Raw genomic sequence first — 17,137 nt, forward strand, 5'->3', positions numbered from 1 at the left:
GTGCCTGACATGTTCTTCGTCGACACGATCGAGGTGGCCGGGCTCGGCAACCGGGGCTATCTGGCGGGCGGTGGGCGCACGGCCGTGGCCGTCGACCCGCCGCGCGACGTCGACCGGGTGCTGGCGGCCGCGGCACGCAGAGGCGTCCGGATCTCCCATGTCGTCGAGACCCACATCCACAACGACTACGTCACCGGCGGCCTGGAACTCGCCCGCCTCACGGGCGCCGCCTATCTCGTCCCGGCCGGGGCCACCGTGTCCTTCGCACGCATACCCGTGCACGACGGCGACCGCACGGTCATCGACGCCGGTCTCGCCCTGCACGCGCTGGCGACGCCCGGCCACACCCCGCACCACACCGCCTACGCGCTGCAGGAGCACGGAAGGGTCGTCGCGGTGTTCACCGGAGGCTCGCTGCTGATCGGCACGGTCGGCCGTCCCGACCTGGTCGAACCGCGCCTGACCGAGAGCCTCGCCCGCGCCCAGCACGCGTCCGCGCACCGGCTGGCCGCTGAACTGCCAGACGCCGCCGTGGTGTTGCCCACGCACGGATTCGGCAGCTTCTGCTCCGCCGGCCGCGCCGAGGGCGACGAGAGCACCATCGGGAAGGAGAAGGCGTCGAACGAGGCGCTCACCCAGGACGTCGACACCTTCATCGCCCGCCTGCTCGCGGCGCTCGACGACATCCCCGCGTACTACGCGCACATGGGCCCCGTCAACGCCGCCGGACCGGCTCCGGTCGACCTCACCGCTCCCGCGCCGGCCGACGCCGGGGAGATCGCGGCGCGACTGGCCGCCGGGGAGTGGGTGGTGGACGTGCGCAACCGGATCGCGTTCGCCGACGGGCATGTCGCCGGCACCTACAACTTCGAGGCGAACGGCCAACTCGCCACCTATCTGGCCTGGTTGATCCCCTGGGGCAAGCCGGTGACGCTCCTGGCGGAGTCGACCGAGCAACTGGCCGACGTGCAACGCGAGTTGGTGCGCGTCGGCATCGACCGCCCGGCCGCCGCGGCCACCGGCGGACCGCGGACCTGGACGACCGAGGGCACGGCCCTGGCCGCCTTCGCGCGCGCCACCTTCGCGGACCTGGCCGAGCGGCACCCGGCACGGGACCTGGTCGTGCTGGACGTCCGGCGTGCCTCCGAGCGGGCCGCCGGATTCATCGACGGCTCGGTCCACGTACCGCTGCACACCCTGCACCGGCGCCTCGACGAGGTACCGCCCGGTGAGGTGTGGGTGCACTGCGCGGGTGGCATGCGCGCCGCCATCGCCGCCTCGCTGCTGGACGCGGCAGGCCGTGCCGTGACCGCCGTCGACGACTCCTTCACCGCGGCCGGCACGGCCGGACTGGCACTCCGTACCGCCTGAGCCCCTTCGGGCCGGCTCGCACACCGTCACCACACCGCACCAGAGGCCAGGACCGCCCATGAAGAGATCATCCCCGCCCCGCACACGCCGGATCGCCGTGGCGGCAGCGGCCGGACCCACCGGACACGGCCGCAGCCCCGAGGACGAAGCCGCCGGCACCCTGCCAGGTGCCGCCGCGTGAGTGCCCTGCTCCTCGCCCTCACGGCCGGCGCGCTGATCGGGCTGGCCCTCGGCGCCCTCGGCGGCGGTGGCAGTGTCCTGGCCGTTCCCGCCCTGATCTATCTGCTCGGCTTCACCCCCGTGGCGGCGACGACGGCCGCACTGGTGATCGTGGCCCTCACCTCGGCAACCGCCCTGACCGCGCACGCCCGTGACGGACATGTCCGCTGGGGGACGGGACTGCTCTTCGCGGCGGCCGGGACCGGCCCGGCGATGCTGGGTTCCGCGGTCGCCGCGCACCTCCCGGCGGCCGCCCTGTCGGCGGCCTTCGCGGTGGTCGCGGCCGCCGCGGCGGTGCGCATGCTGCGGCCCGCAAGAGCGGACGACGCCGCACGGGGGCTCAGGCCCGGCCACGCGGCCGCGGCCGGCGCGGGACTCGGCACGGTGACCGGCGTCCTCGGAGTCGGCGGCGGCTTCCTCGCCGTACCGGCTCTCGTGGGTGTACTGGGACTGCGCATGCGCGAGGCGGTGGGCACCAGCCTGCTGGTCATCACCGTCAACTCCCTGGCGGCACTCGGGCTGCGCGGCGGCACCGTGGACCGACTCGACTGGACGGTCGTCGCCCCCTTCGCCGGCGCCGCGGTCCTCGGGGCGTGGGACGGCAGGCGCCTGGGGGCGAAGGTGGAGGGCAGCACCCTGCGCCAGGTCTTCGCCGTGGTGCTGCTGGCAGTGGCGGCCTGCATGTTCGTCGACGCGGTGGTCTGACCCGGACCGGCCGCTCCGGCGGGTCCCGCCCAGGACGGGCCCCGTGGCGACGGCCACCAAGCCGCCGACCGTCCACAGGGCGATGCCGCGCGCCCGCTCGCCCGGATCGGAGAAGAGCTGCCGGATCAGCGCCGGCGAGGCGGGAACCCGCACCGCCGCCGCGCTCTCCCGCACCACGCGCGCGGCCGTCAGCGCCCCGAGTGCCGGCGCCGCCCCGCAGGCTGGCGGGGAAGCGCCGCTGAGCGCGGCGACGGGCACGACCGGCCTGCCGGCCGGCCGCCCCCACCCCTTGCTCACCCGGCGTCGGCGGTGTCCGCGGTGTCCACGGCGTCGAGCACCTGCTCGCCGTACAGGTCCTGCAGCCAGTTGGTCTGATAGATGGTGTCCAGGTAGCGCTCGCCGAGGTCCGGTGCGATGGCCACCGCGGTCACGTCACGCGAGTCGTGCCGTGCCAGCCAGTCCGTGGCGCCGCTGACCACGGTTCCGGTGGAGCCGCCGAACAGGAAGCCGCGTCTGGCCATGCGGTGACACATGCGGATGGTGTCCGGCTCCTCCACCCGGATCACCTCGTCCACGAAGGACTCGTCGAGCAGCGGCGGGCGCATGCTCATGCCGAGGCCCGGGATCATCCGGCGGCCCGGCTCGCCGCCGAAGGCCACCGAGCCCACGGCGTCCACGGCGACGATCCGCACCGGGCGATGCCACTGCCGGAAGTAGCGTGCGCAGCCCATCAGGGTTCCGGTGGTGCCCGCGCCGACGAAGAGGACGTCCAGCTCCGGGAACTGGCGGGCGATCTCCTGGGCCGTCGTGCGGTAGTGGGCCCACCAGTTGCCCTCGTTGGTGTACTGGCTGAGCCAGACGTACCGGTCGTCGGAGGCACACAGTGTGCGGACGTACTCGATCCGCGTGCCCAGGAATCCGCCGTTGGAGTCCTGGTCGGCCACGATGTGCACGTCACTGCCTATGGCTTCCATGAGCAGTCTGGTCGACAGGTTGCAACGGGAGTCCGTCACACACAGGAACCGGTAGCCCTTGCTCGCGGCGATCATGCTGAGCGCGACGCCCAGGTTTCCGGACGAGGACTCGACGAGCACGGAATCCGGCTTCAGGACCCCGTCACGCTCGGCCCTCTCCACCATCTCGATCGCGGCCTTCAGCTTGATGGAGCCGGCGAAGTTGAAGGCCTCGCACTTCAGATAGAGCGGGTACGCGCAGATCGACTTGAGGTCGACGAAGAGATCGCCCTCGTTGAAGGCGTAGGGAGCGGTTATCACTGGCACGACGGGCCTCCTGGTGCCGGGCCGAGGACGACGGCCTCAGCCGTACCGTCGCAGCTCGTGGAAGAAGTCATCGATGAGACGGAGATCGCCCGTCCGGGACACCTCGTCGTAGACGTACTTGCCGACGGCGAGGTCGAGAACACCGAGTCCGAAGGGCGAGAAGACCACCGGCCGGTCGGTGGGCGGCGCGGCCCGTCCGGCCATGACGTCGTCGAGGGTCCCGTTGAGGAAGTCGCGGTTGCCGGTGAGCTGTTCGACCAGATGGGGGGACGTGTCGGCCTTCAGACAGTGCTCGACGTCGTCGACGAAGTTCGCCGAGCCGAGCAGGATCTCGGGGGCCAGGTCACGCAGCGACACGTGCAGGACCAGGGGGTTGTGCGTGAACCAGGCCGGGTCGGTGACGTGTGGCCGGCCGGCGACGGTGGCGAAGACCACGAGGTCGCTGGCGCGGACGAGGTCCTCGGCGCTGTCATGGACGGTGATCTGCGCGGTGCCGCCGGATTGGCGCAGATAGCCGCAGAAGCCGCCCGCGCTGTCGGCGGACACGTCGTGCACGCCGACCGACTCGAAGGACCAGCCGGTGCCGTGCAGGAAGGTGTGGATGTAGCGGGCGATCAGCCCCGTACCGAAGAAGCCGACACGGGTGGGGCGGGTCCGGCCGCGGCTGAGCCAGTCGGCCGCCAGCGCCGCGGACGCCGCGGTCCTGGTGGCGCTGATGATCGAGCTCTCCAGACAGGCGAACGGATAGCCCGTGTCGTGGTCGTTGAGGATGAGGACCGCGGAGGCCCGCGGCAGCCCGGCGCCCACGTTCTCCGGGAAGCTGGAGATCCACTTCAGACCGTCCACCCTGGCCGGCCCGCCGATGGAGGCCGGCAGGGCGATGATCCGCGCCGTGGGCCGGTCCGTGAAGCGCAGGAAGTACGACGGCGGGTTGACCGAGTCTCCCGCGCCGTGCAGCCGGTAGACGGCCTCGACCAGCTCCACGAGCTGGTTCTCACGTCCGCTCAGCGCGTGCCGCACCTGCTCACCGGTGATCACCGCGAACGTCGGCACGGGAGCCCGCTCGGGCCTGGCCGGTTCGGCCGCGGTCGACAGCATGTCGGTCATCGCTCACTCGCCCCCTCGGCCGGGCCGTGTCCGGCCGGACGAACGGCCTCGCCCATCCCGACCAGTACCTGCCGCTCGCCGGAGAACGCCTCCCGGCTGTGCGCGGTGCGGATGTTGTCCACGAGCAGCAGGTCACCGGCCTGCCAGGGGGCGCGCCGGGTGTGTGCCTCGTAGGTGCTGTTGATCAGCTGGACGACGTCCTCGCCGATCGGACTGCCGTCGCCGTAGCGGGTGTTGAACGGCAGCCCGTCCGCGCCGTAGACGTCCACCAGGTACTCACGCACCTCCGGGGCGAGCGTCCACTCGTTGAGGAAGGCGATCTGGTTGAACCAGCAGCGCCGGTCCGTGAGCGGGTGCCGGACGACCGCGCCGCGGCGCTGCTCGGTGCGCAGCGTCCCGTCGGGCTGCCAGCTGAAGTCGATGGCGTTCGCCCGGCAGTAGCGCTCGATCTCGGCGTGGTCGTGCGTGCCGAACGACTCCACGAGGCTCGCCCCGATCTCGTCGTTGTAGGCGCGGGTCAGGATCCAGCCCTCCCGTTCGAACCGTTCGGTGAGCCCGGTGGGCAGCGCGCGCAGAACCTCCTCGGCATCGGCCACCGCCGTCGCCCCGCCCTCCTCGGGCACGGTCAGGCAGGCGAACAGCATCAGCCCCGGTACCTGAAGCGGGTAACTCAGCTCGTGGTGCATGCACATCGGCTGGTTGGCCGGCCAGGGCGTGGAGGAGTAGAGCCCCGGGCCGTGGGCCTCGCGGGGAGCGAAGGCCTCCCGTTCCGTCAGCAGGGCTCCGGCCAGACGCGCGAAGACGGCACCGACCTGGTCGGTGTCCCGCAGCCCGAGACCGCGGACGACCAGCGCCCCGTGCTCGGTGACCTGCGCACGCAGTGCCTCGCGGTACTCGGCCGCCCAGCTCGGGGCGTCGTCTGGGGGATCGACGCACAGCAACGCCGGCTTGTCCGGCCGCAGCTCCACGTCGAGCGGTGATGCCAGGGATGAGAACGGCATCTTCGGTTTCCTTTCGGTCGACCGCCTGGGGTCCGAGGGGGCTCAGGAGGAGGCAAGTGGTACGACGGCGCTCAGCACGGCCTGCGCCGTCTCGGCCGGACGGGTGCGGAGGAAGTGGTGCCCCCCGTCGGCGAGTTCATGGAGATCGACGTGCTCCGCGAGGAGCAGCCAGTCCCGGTGGCGGTGGACGTGACCGCCGGTGTGCGGGTCGTCGGCGGCGACGACCACCGAGAACGGCGCGGACAGCTTCACCGGCGGCGGGTTCTCCAGGGCCTCGGCGAAGTAGCGGTGCGCGCAGACGCAGTCGTGCCGGTAGGCGGCACCGATGCGTTCGGCGTGCGGCGCGTTCAGTTCCGCGAGTTCCGCGTAGCCGCCGTCCGTGGTCAGCCGCGCCGCGATCTCGGCGTCGCTCCGGCTCGTCAGCTCGGCGATGGCGGTGTGCCGGTCGGCGGCGGCGCCGAGCAGGTGCGCACCGAGGAAGACCCGCAGCACGCGCACGCCTCGCTGCTGGAGCTTCCTGGCCGTCGCGACGGCCGGCGCGGCGCCCGAGGAGTGACCCCAGAGCATGACCCGGGACAGGCCACGTGCCGTGATCTCGGCGGCGACCTGCTCGGCGACCTGCTCGACGGAGGCGAACGGCTCCGGGTGCGCGGCCGGCTGGTGACCGGGCAGGTCCACGGCGAGGACCGCCGGGCCGGTGCCCGCCAGCGCGCTCGCCAGCGGCTGGTAGTTGACCGCGTTGCCGCCCGCGTAGGGGAAGCAGACCAGCGCGCTCTCCGGCGCGCCGCCACCCTCCGACAGGGGCACCAGCAGTTCCTTGGGCCGGCGGGCCGTACCGTCCAGGAGTGCGGCCAGGTCGGCGAGCACCGGGTGCCGGGTGATGTCCTTCAGGGACACCGCACGATCGAGGGCGACGGTGAGTTTGACCGCCGTCAGGGAGGTGCCGCCGCGGTCGAAGAAGTGGTCCGTGCGACCGATCTGCCGCTCGGGCACCCCCAGCAGCTCGGCCCAGGCCGCGGCCAGCCTCCGCTCGGCCGGACTGAAGGGACCGGACTCGTCCCCCGCTTCCGCTTCCGGCGCCGACTCCTCCGCCAGCCTGGTCAGGGCCTTTCGGTCGATCTTGCCGTTGGCCGTCAGCGGCAGGCCGTCCCGCCAGTGGAAGGCCGAGGGGACCATATAGGCGGGCAGCGCCGCGCCGAGTTCCTCGCGCAGCACCTCCGGCTGCCGGCTGGTGCCGGTGTAGAAGGCGATCAGATGCCTGCTGCCGTCGGCCCGCTCGGCGACGACCACCGCGCCGTCCCGTACGCCGTCCACCCGCAGCAGGCAGTTCTCGATCTCGCCGATCTCGATGCGGAAGCCACGGATCTTGACCTGGTTGTCGCGGCGGCCGAGGAACTCCAGCTTGCCGTCGGGGTGCCAGCGACCCCAGTCTCCGCCCAGATAGAGCCGCTCACCGGGCCGGTACGGGTCCGTCCGGTACGCCTCACGGGTCCGCTCGGGATCGTTGACGTACCCCCGGCCCACACAGACACCGGCGAACGCGATCAGCCCCGGGGCGCCCAGCGGTGCCAGCGACAGTTGCTCGTCCACGACGTAGACGCGCACGTTGTTGACCGCCCGCCCCAGCAGCACCCGGTCGGGCACCGTCTGGAGGACCTCGTGGTTGGTGTCGTCCGAGGTCTCCGTCAGCCCGTAGGCGTTGAGCAGCCTGATGTCCGGCTGGAGGGCGAACCAGCGCTGGACCAGCTCCCGTTTCAGCGCCTCGCCGGTCACCGACACGCACCGCAGGTCCGGCAGTGTGTGCGGGTGCTGCTCCAGGTACGAGACCACGACCTCCAGATAGGAGGGCACGACCTGGGCCACGCCGACCCGGCCGCGGCGCAGCGTGTCGACGAACCGCTCCACGTCCGTGATCACGTCCTGTTCGACCAGCAGGGTCCGCCCGCCGGCCAGCAGGGGGGCCAGCAACTGCCACAGGGAGATGTCGAAGCACTGCGGGGCGGTCTGCGCCACCACGCATCCCTCGCCGATCGCCAGGTCGTCGATCTTGGCGTGGAGATGGTTCAGCATGCCCGCGTGCTCGCACATCGCGCCCTTCGGCTCACCGGTGGAGCCGGACGTGAAGTAGATGTAGGCGAGCCGGCCGGCGTCGACCGGTACGCCGGGGTCGCCGTCGGCGTGCGGTTCCGCGTACGCGGTCCCGAGCAGCAGCCTCTCGATCCCCGGCAGCGTGGCCAGCGCCTGGTCGAGTGTGGTGGTGCTGCCGGGTTCGGTCAGGACCAGCCGGCAGCCCGCTCGTGACAACGTTGCCGCGACGCGGCCGGCCGGGAAGTGCGGCTCGATCGGCAGGTACACGCCGCCCGCCTTGAAGACCGCCAACGTCGCCGCCAGCCAGTCGAGATTGCGCTCGGTGACGACGCCGACCACGTCCTCGCGGCCCAGGCCGCGCGCCAGCAGCGCACGCGCCAGCCTGTTGGCGCGCCGGTTGAGCTCGTCGTACGTCCACTCCCGCGCGCCGTGCACGGCCGCCACCGCCTGCGGATGTGCCCGTACCCGCTGCTCGAACAGTTCGTGCGCCCGTGCGTCCGGCAGCGGTCGGCGGGGCCCGGCCAGGTCTTCCAGCTGCTCCCGTTCCTCCTCGGCCGACAGCAGGCTCCGCCGTGTGTGGTCGGCGTCCGGCTCCGCCGTCATCAGCCGTAGCGCCGTCACGTGGTAGCCGCCGATACGTGCGGCGGCCGTGGCGTCCAGCACGTCCGTGCGGTACCGCAGACGCAGCGTCAGCCGCCCGCCCCGGTCGGCCCAGCGCACGTGCAGGACACCGTCGTCGGCGTGGGCCTCCTCGGCTCCCAGGGGACCGAACACCACCTCGTACGAAGGCTCCGTCAGCCCCAGCTCCCACTTCAGCTTCTCCACCGGGAACTCCCGGTGCGCCAGTACCTCCGCCTCGGCGTGTTCGGCGGTCGACAGCAGGGCCTGCCAGGATCCGGGGAGCACGGCCAGTCGGCAGGGCAACGGCTCACCGCGCACACCGGTGGTGTAACCCGTGACCACCTCCGGCTCGCCGGACAGCGCGGCCAGTACCTTGGCGTGCGCGGCGAGCAGCAGCGCGGTGACCGGTACTCCCCGGTGCCGGACCAGCTCACGCATCGCGTCCGCCACGTCGTCCGGCACGGGTGTCAGGTGCTCGGCCGCTCCGGGAACCGGTTCCCGCGTCCAGCGCGGCACCGTGGTGACACCGCCGGCGGTCAGTGCCCGACTCCAGAACTCCCGGTCCGCTTCCACACGTGCTCCCATCGAATGGCCTTCCTCAACTCACGCTTACCGCAGTGACGTTGGCTGTTGACGCCGTCCGGCCGGTGCCGTGGGACCAGCTGCCGTCCTGCGACATGTCCATGGCCGGGTTGCCGCCCCACCGTGCGTCCTGCGGGACTTCCTCGCCCTTCATGAGGAAGGAATCGGGTGCCAGCACCGCGCCGTCGCCCATGGTCACGCCGTAGTGCACATGGGCGCCGACGCCCAGCGTGCAGCCGGCGCCCAGCCTGGTGACGTCGGACTTGAAGGTGCCGTCCTCCTGCGAGTGGCACTGGATCTTGCTCCCGGCGTTGAGCGTGGACTCGTCTCCGATGGCGGCGAGCGTTCTGTCGGTCACGTAGCAGCCGTCGTCGAACACCCTGCTGCCGACGCGGACGCCCAGCATGCGCCAGACGAGGCTCTTGAAGGGCGTTCCGTTGAAGAGGTTCAGGTAGTGGTCCGGAACCTTCCACACACGCTCGGACAGCCAGAACTTCCGGTCGTAGATGGAGCACAACTCGGGGCGGTACCTGCGGAAGGACAGCAGGCAGCGCTCGACCAGGACCCAGTACGCGGTGGACAACGCGAGCGTCAGCGCCAGATACGTGGCTATCACCACGTGTCCGATCACGCCGTACAGGTCGACGGTGGCCAGGGCGAGCAGGGTGAGCATGAAGGTGTGCAGCCAGCGCAGGGACAGCATCAAGGCCATCGAGCGAAGGTTGTAGCGGTTCTTCGCCGCCAGCCGATGCCGCAGTGTCTCGCCCGTCCTGAGGTGGTCGAACCGGGCGTCACGATCCACGGAGCGGGGAATCTCGAAGCACGGCGAGCCGAGGAGCCCCACGCCCTCGCGGACCTCGCCGTCCAGGGGAACCATCACCTTCGTGGCGAGAAGGCAGTTGTCGCCGGTTCTGCCGCCGGCGGGATAGGCGATGTTGTTGCCCAGGAAGTTGTGCTGCCCGATCGACACCCGGGACAGCCGGAAGGACGTACTGGAGTAGTCGGCGTTGATCACGGAGAGTCCGTCGGCCACCATCGTCCCGCTGCCGATCGAGACCAGGAAGGGCGTCTCGTGCTGCACTTCGGTGCCGAAGTTGGATCCGGTCTGCTCCACGTGCGACAAGTCGTAGCCGAGGCCGCGGAGATGGTGGACGATGTAGGAGCTGTCGCCGAAGAGCCAGGTGAAGAACTTGATGTTCGTCATGTGCGCTGTCGCCTGGTGCACCGAGTAGTGGAATCCGTACAGCGGATAGACCCGGTCGGGCTTGACGGCCAGACGCAGCAGACGCGGCAGGCTGTAGAGGGCGGCGAGGCCCAGCACCACGAAGCCGAAGAACAGGACCAGGGAGAGGACCAGCGCGTCGCTGATCAGTTCCGACGGCGTCAACGCGGTCGTCTGCGGGTCGAGTCGCTTGCCGATCGCCGGTACCTCGGTGAACAGCATGTACATCCCGCCGACGGCCAGCGGGATGTACACGAAGAGCAACTGCAGCAGCGTGGTGCACCCGAACCAGGCCCGGCGCACGGTGCCGCACCTGGTCGGCGCGACCCGTACGTAGTCGACCTGGGTGGTCTCGGCCGGCGATCCGTGCCAGTGCTCGCCGGCCGGGACCGTCTGGCCGCTGTGGAGGGAGGAGGCATGGCCGAGCTGGGCGCCGTCGCCCATCGAGGTGTCGATGTCCAGGACCGTCTTCTCGCCGACGAACACATCGCGTCCGAGCGTGACCCGGCCGGTCTGGATGTGTCCCGCGAAGGCCCGGTAGCCGAGGAAGAACGAGTCCTTGCGGATCACCGAGCCGGAGCCGATCGTCAGCAGGTCGGTGCAGACCGGCACGGAGTGGGACAGGATCGTGACCCCCTTGCCGATCCGCGCGCCGAGGGCCCGCAGATACAGCACGTACAGCGGAGTCCCGACGAGGAAGACCATGGGATTCGAGTGGAGCAGCACCTTGACGAGCCAGAAGCGCAGGTACGTCAGGCCCCAGACGGGAAACTCACCGGGTCTGAAACGGCCGACGAGAAGCCATTTCGCGACGACCGGGAACACACACAGAGCGACGAATCCGATGCCGCCGAACACCAGCGACCGCAGATAGACGTCGGCGAGGCCCGAACCGGTGGAGATCCACTCGTAGCCTGCGGCGGTGACGAACCCGGAGACGAGGGAGTAGCCGAGGAAGGCCAGCAACTGGAATGTTCCGCACAGAAGATGGTTCAGCCGGTTCCCCTGCGGCGCCGGAGCCGGTGACGGCAGGGGGGCCGACGCCGACGGGGCGGGGGCCGCGTCGGCGGGAGCGGGAGAGCGAGCGGGGGCCGCTTCGCCGAGAGCCGCCGACAGGCTTCGGATCGTGGGGTGTCGATAGATGTCCTTCATGGACGGGGACGGCAGATCCGCACGTTTCCGTACCCGCGCGCAGAACTGGGCCATGACAAGGGAGTTGGCGCCGAGGTCGGCGAAGAAGTGGCTGTCGACCGCGACGCGCTCGGCACCCAGGACGTCGGCCAGTGCCTGCGCGAGGCTCCGCTCGGTGTCCCACCCGTCCGGGTCGGTGTCGCTCGTGGCGACGGCAGGATCGTGCGGCCCGGTTATAGGGACCTCGGAGGACTGCTCCACCATGCGATCTCCTGGAGAGCGTGGACTTTGGCCCGATGACGGACCGGCGGATCTAGTTTGTACAGGAATGGATCAGATTGCTACTTGCCTCATCTGCCGCCCCGGGCGAGAAAATGCCCGCCAGGGCCGTAATTCCTTGGCTCCACGCAGGACAGGGGCGCGTGCGGATCACCCGGACGGCGGTCGCCCCCACGGGTGGCGCCGCACCTCCTGCCGACCGGCTCCTGCCACCGTCTCGCGACGGTGCCGCCCGCCGCCGTCACCGAGTGAGACCGGGCGAATATGAGTGGCCCCGTCAGCTGTTCGGTCGCTAACGTCGCGACTCATGAACCATCGGCAGCGCAAGAAGCTCTCCCGGCATCTGCTCGAGACCGCTCAGATCGGTGACACCCCCCGTGTGAGGGCGCTGCTGCGGACGGGAGCCGACCCGGAGCGAGGCGACCGCGCGGGCACCACTTCGCCGCACGGGCCATCCGTCAACGGCGAAGCCGAGACCGCCCGAGCGCTCCTGACGGCCGGGGCCGCCACGGATGCCCCCACTGCGCCGACCACCGCATGGTGAGGCTCGTGGGGTAGTGGACGGCCGCGCCGGACCACCTCCGACACTCGCCCGAACCGCCGCGTGCACAGCCGGGTGAACGTCTCCACCCATCGTGGCTCCGCCTCAACACCTCCATCGCACAGGTGAGTTGTGCAATCGGCACCCCTCTGCACCCCACCGGCCCTCCGGCGGCGTACCCAACTCTCCCCTCTCCACCTTGGATCGGAGCATCACCATGTCCACTACTCCCCGCATCGCGATCGTCGGCGGCGGCCCCGGTGGTCTCGTCTGCGCCCGCACCCTGCAGCAGCACGGCGTAGCCGTCACCGTCTTCGAGCGCGAGGTCACCCCCGACTCCCGCTCGCAGGGCGGCACCTTCGACATCCGTGCGGACACCGGCCAGGTGGGCCTGCGCGCCGCCGGACTCTTCGACGAGTTCCTCGCGCTCTCCCGGCCCGAGGGTCAGGAAATGCGCCTCATGGACCGGTCGGCCACCCTGCTGCGTCACCACCGGCCCGAGCCCGGCGACATCGGTGCCCCGGAGATCGACCGAGGACAGTTGCGCACCCTGCTGCTCGACTCCCTCACCCCGGGCACCGTGCGATGGGACCACGCGGTCGAGAAGACCGTCCCGCTGCCCGACGGCACCGTCCGCCTGGAATTCACCCGCGGCAGCGCAGAGGAATTCGACCTGGTCGTCGGCGCGGACGGCCCCTGGTCGCGGGTGCGCCCCGCGCTCTCGGACGCCCAACCCGCCTACAGCGGCGTCACGTTCGTCGAGGTCCACTTCAACGACGTCGACCGCCGCTTCCCCGCCATCGCCGAACGGGTCGGCCAGGGCATGATGTGGGCCAAGGCCGGGCCCCTGAGCCTGATCGCCCAGCGCAACGCGGCCGCACACATACGCGTGTACGTCGGCTTCCGCGGCCCGCTCGACTGGCACGCGGACATCGACCTGGCCGACACCGACGCCGTGCGCGCCCGGCTGCTGGGCAGGTACGAGGGTTTCGACGGGAGCCTGCTCGACCTGATGCGCCACAACGACGGCGCGTTCATCAACCGGCCCGTGTTCGTCCTCCCGGTCCCGCACACCTGGAACCGCGTCCCCGGCATCACCCTGCTCGGCGACGCGGCCCATCTGATGCCCCCGGTCGGCGTCGGCGCCAACCTCGCCATGCTCGACGGCGCCGAACTCGCCCAGGCCATCGTCGACCGGCCCGGCATCGAGGACGCGGTCGCCGTGTACGAGGACGCCATGCTGCCCCGCTCCACCGACCAGGCGGGCACTGCCGGGGCCATGCTCGCGGCCCTGCTGCCCGACACCGACTCCACCGAACCGGACTTTCCCGACTTCCTCGGCTGACCGCCGAGCCGTCGCTGGACCGTCATGGCACGTACCTCTCCCGGGGCCCTGGACGACATCGCCTCGTGGCCGCAACAGCCGTGCCTGAGCGCGGAGTTTGCTGAAGAGGTACGTGGCACGGTCGCAACTCGCCATGCCGCAGGATCCGTGCACCGTGCGGCAGCAGCCGGGCCGCGCCGATGACGAGCACGTTCCTCCGGGCGGGCAGCGATCGCGCACCGCGCCGGTCCGGCGGGCCCCCGGACCACGCGCCGTACGATCCGCGGATCCGCCGGCGGGCCGCCGGCCGTGGTTCTCAGGATGCCCCGGCGCAGCGCGGCGGGGAGGGGGACTATGCGGCCGCGGCCCTGGCCGGGCTCAGGAACGTCGTCCAGCCGCCGTCCGGCTTCTCGCCGACCTGGAGCCGGCGCAGCTGCGCCAGCATCCCCGGATCCTGGGCGTCGAGCCAGTCGACGAACTGCCGGAAGGAGACCAGCCGTACGTCCTCCCGGCCGGCGATGTGCTTGAGTGCCTCCTCGGCCGCGTCCATGTAGATGCCGCCGTTCCACTCCTCGAAGTGGTTGCCGATGAACAACGGCGCCCGGTTGGTCTCGTACGCCCGCTGGAACCCGGCCACGTACGCCTGCGTCGCCTGGGCGCGCCAGTAGGGGTAGTTGGACGACGGCGCCCGTGTCGTGGACTTGGACTGGTTGGCCAGCATGTTGTAGTCCATGGACAGCACTTCGAAGGAGTGGCCGGGAAAGGGGATGCTCTGCAGCGGCAGGTCCCAGACTCCTTCGCGCCTTCTCGGCCAGCGCTGCAGCCCGCCCGGCGAGGACGCGTCGTAGCGCCAGCCCAGCTCCCGCGCGACCGGCAGCAGGTTCTCCTGCCCGAGCAGGCACGGGGTGCGCCCGCCCGCCAGCTCCTTGTCGTAGTCGAAGGGGAGCGGCGCCTCGCTGCGCCAACCGGTGTGTGTGCGCCAGGACTTGACGAACGACCGGGCCTGGTCGATCTCCGAACGCCACTGCGCCGGAGTCCAGTCGGCCACCGATCCGGGCCCCTCGCAGAAGTGGCCGTTGAAATGCGTGCCGATCTCGTGGCCGTCGAGCCAGGCCTCGCGCACGTACGTCAGCGTCTTCTTGAGGTGCTCGTCGGTGAGGTAGCCGATGTCCGAGGCGCCGACCGGGTTGTTCGGCGGCCGGTACAGCCGCTTCTTCTCCTCCGGCAGCAGATACAGGCCGGACAGGAAGAACGTCATGTGCGCGTCGTGGTCCCGGGCGAGCTCCAGGAAGCGCGGGAACAGACCGGTGCCCACCTCGCCGGCGCCGTCCCAGGAGAACACCACGAACTGCGGCGGGGTCTGGCCGGGTTCGAGGGCCGTGGGCGGGGGCGGCTGGTTGGGCTGCCGTCCGGTGTACGACGTCGAGCCGTCCCCGATCAGCCGGGGCGCCCCCAGCCGGGGTTCCGCTCCCGGCCCGTTGTGCCCTTCCTCGCCTCCTCCGCATCCGGCCAGTGAGGCGGCGGCCACTCCGATGCCGGCGCCGAGGCCGAGACGTGCCACCCTCCGGCGGCTGATTCCACTCATCGCCATCCCAACCCGCGTCCCACCGCGACGCGTTGTGCGCCCTCTCAGCCGTGACTCCGAACACCTGACACCATAGATGGGATAAACGTATAAATATGAGTATTTGGTTCGGCGTGGCGGGTAAAGGGGGTACCAAGGCCGGTGCCCCTTCGAGACCCTTCTCAGGTCGTCGCGCGACGCTGCTCGGCCGCGACCGGGACCGTGGTGATGCGCTGGACGGCCCGGCTGAGGACCACCACGCCCGCGATGATCAGCAGGGCCCCGCACGCTGCCGGTACGAGCCACCAGCCCGTGCGGATCCGCTCCCCGAAAAGAGTCATGCCGAGCGCCAGGCTCACCATCGCGTCGCCGATGGTGAGCGCCGGCTGCGCGGCGACCAGCGGACCGGCCTGGAGCGCGTTCTCCAGCAGGACCACGGCGGCGACCCCGGTGAGTGCGAAGCCGTAGGTCTGCCAGGACCGCAGGAAGGCTTCGAAGCCGTGATCGGCGAAGGTGCCGCTGGCCGACTTCAGCAGGGCGGCGGTCAGGGCGTTGCCGGTCGCGGAGGCGGCCGCGAGCAGCGCGGCGCGCCGGGCCGGCGCGTGGCCCCGGCCGGACAGCAGGACGGCCACCGCCATCCCGCCGAGGCACAGGGACAGGGCCGGGATCCAGCGGGTGAGCGGCGCGTGGTCGACGGCGCCGTGCGGAGCGGCCGCGACGAGCAGGACGGCGAGGCCCGCCACGCAGCAGCCCACGCCCCACCAGCCCGAGTGCGGCATCCGCTTGTGCATCAGCGGGGCGGCGACGAGCAGCGCGAACGGCAGCTCCAGGATGAACAGCGGCTGGACCAGCGCGAGCGGGCCGTTGACGAGGGCCAGGCTCTGGAACAGCGCGGCGCACACGACACCGGCCATGCCGAACACCCAGAACGGCTGCCGGGCCAGCTCGGCGACCAGCCGGATCCCGCCGCGCCGGGACGTGGACGCCGCCTTGCGCTGGAAGGCGGTGCCCACGGCGTTGCTCGCCGCTCCCGCCACGGCGAACGCCGCAGCCAGTTCGATCACGACCGCCTCCTGCCTGCGGGGCAGCTCTCCGAGGAGCCTCGGACCCTCTCTGCGAAGCCTTCGGTCTCCTCAGCCTACGGAAGGCGCCCCGCGTGTGCCGGGTCTAGCCGTGGGGCAGGACGACCGCCCGGCCGTTGATCGTGCCGTCGTGCAGGCGCCGGTAGGCGAGGGGCGCCTCGTCCAGCGAGAACGTCTCCGTGTGCACCGACACGGCGCCGGCCCGGGCCAGGGCCAGCACCTCCACCAGCTCGGCACGGGTGGCCCAGTAGGGGGACGTCACCGCGACCTCGAAGGGAAGCCGTCCGAAGCCGACGGGTACGGCGCCGCCGCCGATGCCGACGACCGAGATCTCGCCCTCGACCGCCACCAGGGCCGCGGCCAGCGTCGCGGTGGGCTGTGCGCCGACGAAGTCGAACACGGCCTCGGCCCCCAGGCCCGCGGTGAGGTCACGGACCGCCTCGGAGGCCTGAGCGTCGGACGGCACGGCCTCGTGTGCGCCGACCTCCCGGGCGAGCCGCAGCTTGTCCTCGCTCACGTCGAGGGCGATCACCCGGGCCGGGGTCAGCGCACGCAGCAGCTGGACGGCGACATGGCCGAGCCCGCCGGCGCCGATGACCACCGCGGTCGAGCCGGGCACCAGCTTGGGCAGCGCCCGCTTGATCGCGTGGTACGGGGTGAGGCCCGCATCGGTCATCGGGACGGCGGCGACCGGGTCGAAACCGTTCAGCGGCACCAGGTGCCGGGGGTCGTCGACCAGCATGTACTCGGCCATCGAGCCCGGAGCGCCGAGCCCGGGCGGCCGGATGCCGAGTTCCCCGGCGCGCGGACAGTAGTTCTCCTTGCCCTCGGCGCACTTCAGGCACGTGCCGCAGCCCCAGGGGCCGTACACGGCGACCGCGTCGCCCTCGGTGAGCCCGGTGACCCCGGCGCCGAGCTCGGCCTCATGGCGGGAGGTGACCTGGCAGGAGGTAAAACCCTCCGGGCGGTGACCGGTGCGTTCATCTGCTTCGAGGACGAAGCGGGCGTGACCGGCCGTCC

The 17,137-nt window shown here is 71.4% G+C and carries 13 protein-coding genes; 5 read left to right on the forward strand and 8 right to left on the reverse strand.

Going from position 1 to position 17,137, the window contains the following annotated elements; translation table 11 throughout:
- Positions 1 to 9 precede the first annotated feature (9 nt).
- The 3 genes from ADK64_RS41685 to ADK64_RS41690 are packed head-to-tail and all read left to right on the forward strand — an operon-like array spanning position 10 to position 2,295.
- Positions 10 to 1,371: an MBL fold metallo-hydrolase gene (locus ADK64_RS41685; protein WP_053667466.1), complete on the forward strand. Its 1,362-nt coding sequence runs from the start codon at positions 10 to 12 to the stop codon at positions 1,369 to 1,371.
- Between the two features lie 58 nt (positions 1,372 to 1,429).
- On the forward strand, positions 1,430 to 1,552 hold the full coding sequence (locus ADK64_RS48580) for a hypothetical protein (protein ID WP_267888608.1): 123 nt from the start codon (positions 1,430 to 1,432) through the stop codon (positions 1,550 to 1,552).
- Positions 1,549 to 2,295, forward strand: a complete 747-nt coding sequence (locus ADK64_RS41690) for a sulfite exporter TauE/SafE family protein (RefSeq protein WP_053667467.1) — start codon at positions 1,549 to 1,551, stop codon at positions 2,293 to 2,295. The genes ADK64_RS48580 and ADK64_RS41690 overlap by 4 nt, the downstream gene beginning before the upstream one ends.
- A gap of 293 nt (positions 2,296 to 2,588) precedes the next feature.
- On the opposite strand, the gene sbnA is transcribed toward ADK64_RS41690, so the two are convergent.
- Genes sbnA through ADK64_RS41715 form a run of 5 tightly spaced genes read right to left on the reverse strand, consistent with a single transcriptional unit; the run spans position 2,589 to position 11,591 of the window.
- A complete protein-coding gene (gene sbnA / locus ADK64_RS41695; protein WP_053667468.1) occupies positions 2,589 to 3,575 on the reverse strand; it encodes a 2,3-diaminopropionate biosynthesis protein SbnA in 987 nt (328 codons plus the stop codon).
- Positions 3,576 to 3,611: 36 nt separating this feature from the next.
- Positions 3,612 to 4,682 (reverse strand): 2,3-diaminopropionate biosynthesis protein SbnB, encoded by a 1,071-nt coding sequence (sbnB, locus tag ADK64_RS41700; protein ID WP_053667469.1) that lies wholly within the window; start codon positions 4,680 to 4,682, stop codon positions 3,612 to 3,614.
- Positions 4,679 to 5,683, reverse strand: coding sequence for a TauD/TfdA family dioxygenase (locus ADK64_RS41705; RefSeq protein WP_053667470.1), 1,005 nt, complete (start codon positions 5,681 to 5,683; stop codon positions 4,679 to 4,681). Before ADK64_RS41705 ends, sbnB begins: the two co-directional genes overlap by 4 nt.
- 42 nt (positions 5,684 to 5,725) lie before the next feature.
- Positions 5,726 to 8,977, reverse strand: a complete 3,252-nt coding sequence (locus tag ADK64_RS41710; protein WP_053667471.1) for a non-ribosomal peptide synthetase — start codon at positions 8,975 to 8,977, stop codon at positions 5,726 to 5,728.
- A gap of 13 nt (positions 8,978 to 8,990) precedes the next feature.
- Positions 8,991 to 11,591, reverse strand: a complete 2,601-nt coding sequence (locus tag ADK64_RS41715; RefSeq protein ID WP_078993162.1) for a Pls/PosA family non-ribosomal peptide synthetase — start codon at positions 11,589 to 11,591, stop codon at positions 8,991 to 8,993.
- A 322-nt stretch (positions 11,592 to 11,913) separates the two neighbouring features.
- On the opposite strand from ADK64_RS41715, the gene ADK64_RS41720 reads away from it, so the two are divergent.
- Both ADK64_RS41720 and ADK64_RS41725 read left to right on the forward strand, forming a co-directional pair.
- The gene (locus ADK64_RS41720) at positions 11,914 to 12,150 is read left to right on the forward strand and encodes a hypothetical protein (RefSeq protein ID WP_053667472.1); all 237 of its coding nucleotides are present in this window, start codon (positions 11,914 to 11,916) and stop codon (positions 12,148 to 12,150) included.
- A gap of 214 nt (positions 12,151 to 12,364) precedes the next feature.
- Complete coding sequence (locus ADK64_RS41725) at positions 12,365 to 13,492, forward strand: FAD-dependent oxidoreductase (RefSeq protein WP_053667473.1); 1,128 nt, start codon at positions 12,365 to 12,367, stop codon at positions 13,490 to 13,492.
- 331 nt (positions 13,493 to 13,823) lie between these two features.
- On the opposite strand, the gene ADK64_RS41730 is transcribed toward ADK64_RS41725, so the two are convergent.
- The 3 genes from ADK64_RS41730 to ADK64_RS41740 form a co-directional block, all read right to left on the reverse strand.
- A complete protein-coding gene (locus tag ADK64_RS41730) occupies positions 13,824 to 15,056 on the reverse strand; it encodes a hypothetical protein (protein ID WP_053667491.1) in 1,233 nt (410 codons plus the stop codon).
- Between the two features lie 161 nt (positions 15,057 to 15,217).
- Positions 15,218 to 16,099, reverse strand: coding sequence for a DMT family transporter (locus ADK64_RS41735; RefSeq protein WP_053667474.1), 882 nt, complete (start codon positions 16,097 to 16,099; stop codon positions 15,218 to 15,220).
- Between the two features lie 103 nt (positions 16,100 to 16,202).
- On the reverse strand, positions 16,203 to 17,137 hold a 935-nt coding region (locus tag ADK64_RS41740), incomplete at its 5' end, for a zinc-binding dehydrogenase (protein WP_078993163.1).

The sequence above is a fragment of the Streptomyces sp. MMG1121 genome, from assembly GCF_001280015.1.
In the GTDB taxonomy this organism is placed as follows: domain Bacteria; phylum Actinomycetota; class Actinomycetes; order Streptomycetales; family Streptomycetaceae; genus Streptomyces.

Coding starts and splice junctions, on each gene's coding strand:
- ADK64_RS48580 (WP_267888608.1), top strand. CDS start 1,430: ATGAAGAGATCATCCCCGCCCCGCACACGCCGGATCGCCGTGGCGGCA.
- ADK64_RS41725 (WP_053667473.1), top strand. CDS start 12,365: ATGTCCACTACTCCCCGCATCGCGATCGTCGGCGGCGGCCCCGGTGGT.
- ADK64_RS41705 (WP_053667470.1), bottom strand. CDS start 5,683: ATGCCGTTCTCATCCCTGGCATCACCGCTCGACGTGGAGCTGCGGCCG.
- ADK64_RS41715 (WP_078993162.1), bottom strand. CDS start 11,591: ATGGTGGAGCAGTCCTCCGAGGTCCCTATAACCGGGCCGCACGATCCT.
- ADK64_RS41730 (WP_053667491.1), bottom strand. CDS start 15,056: ATGAGTGGAATCAGCCGCCGGAGGGTGGCACGTCTCGGCCTCGGCGCC.
- ADK64_RS41710 (WP_053667471.1), bottom strand. CDS start 8,977: ATGGGAGCACGTGTGGAAGCGGACCGGGAGTTCTGGAGTCGGGCACTG.
- ADK64_RS41685 (WP_053667466.1), top strand. CDS start 10: ATGTTCTTCGTCGACACGATCGAGGTGGCCGGGCTCGGCAACCGGGGC.
- sbnB (WP_053667469.1), bottom strand. CDS start 4,682: ATGACCGACATGCTGTCGACCGCGGCCGAACCGGCCAGGCCCGAGCGG.
- ADK64_RS41720 (WP_053667472.1), top strand. CDS start 11,914: ATGAACCATCGGCAGCGCAAGAAGCTCTCCCGGCATCTGCTCGAGACC.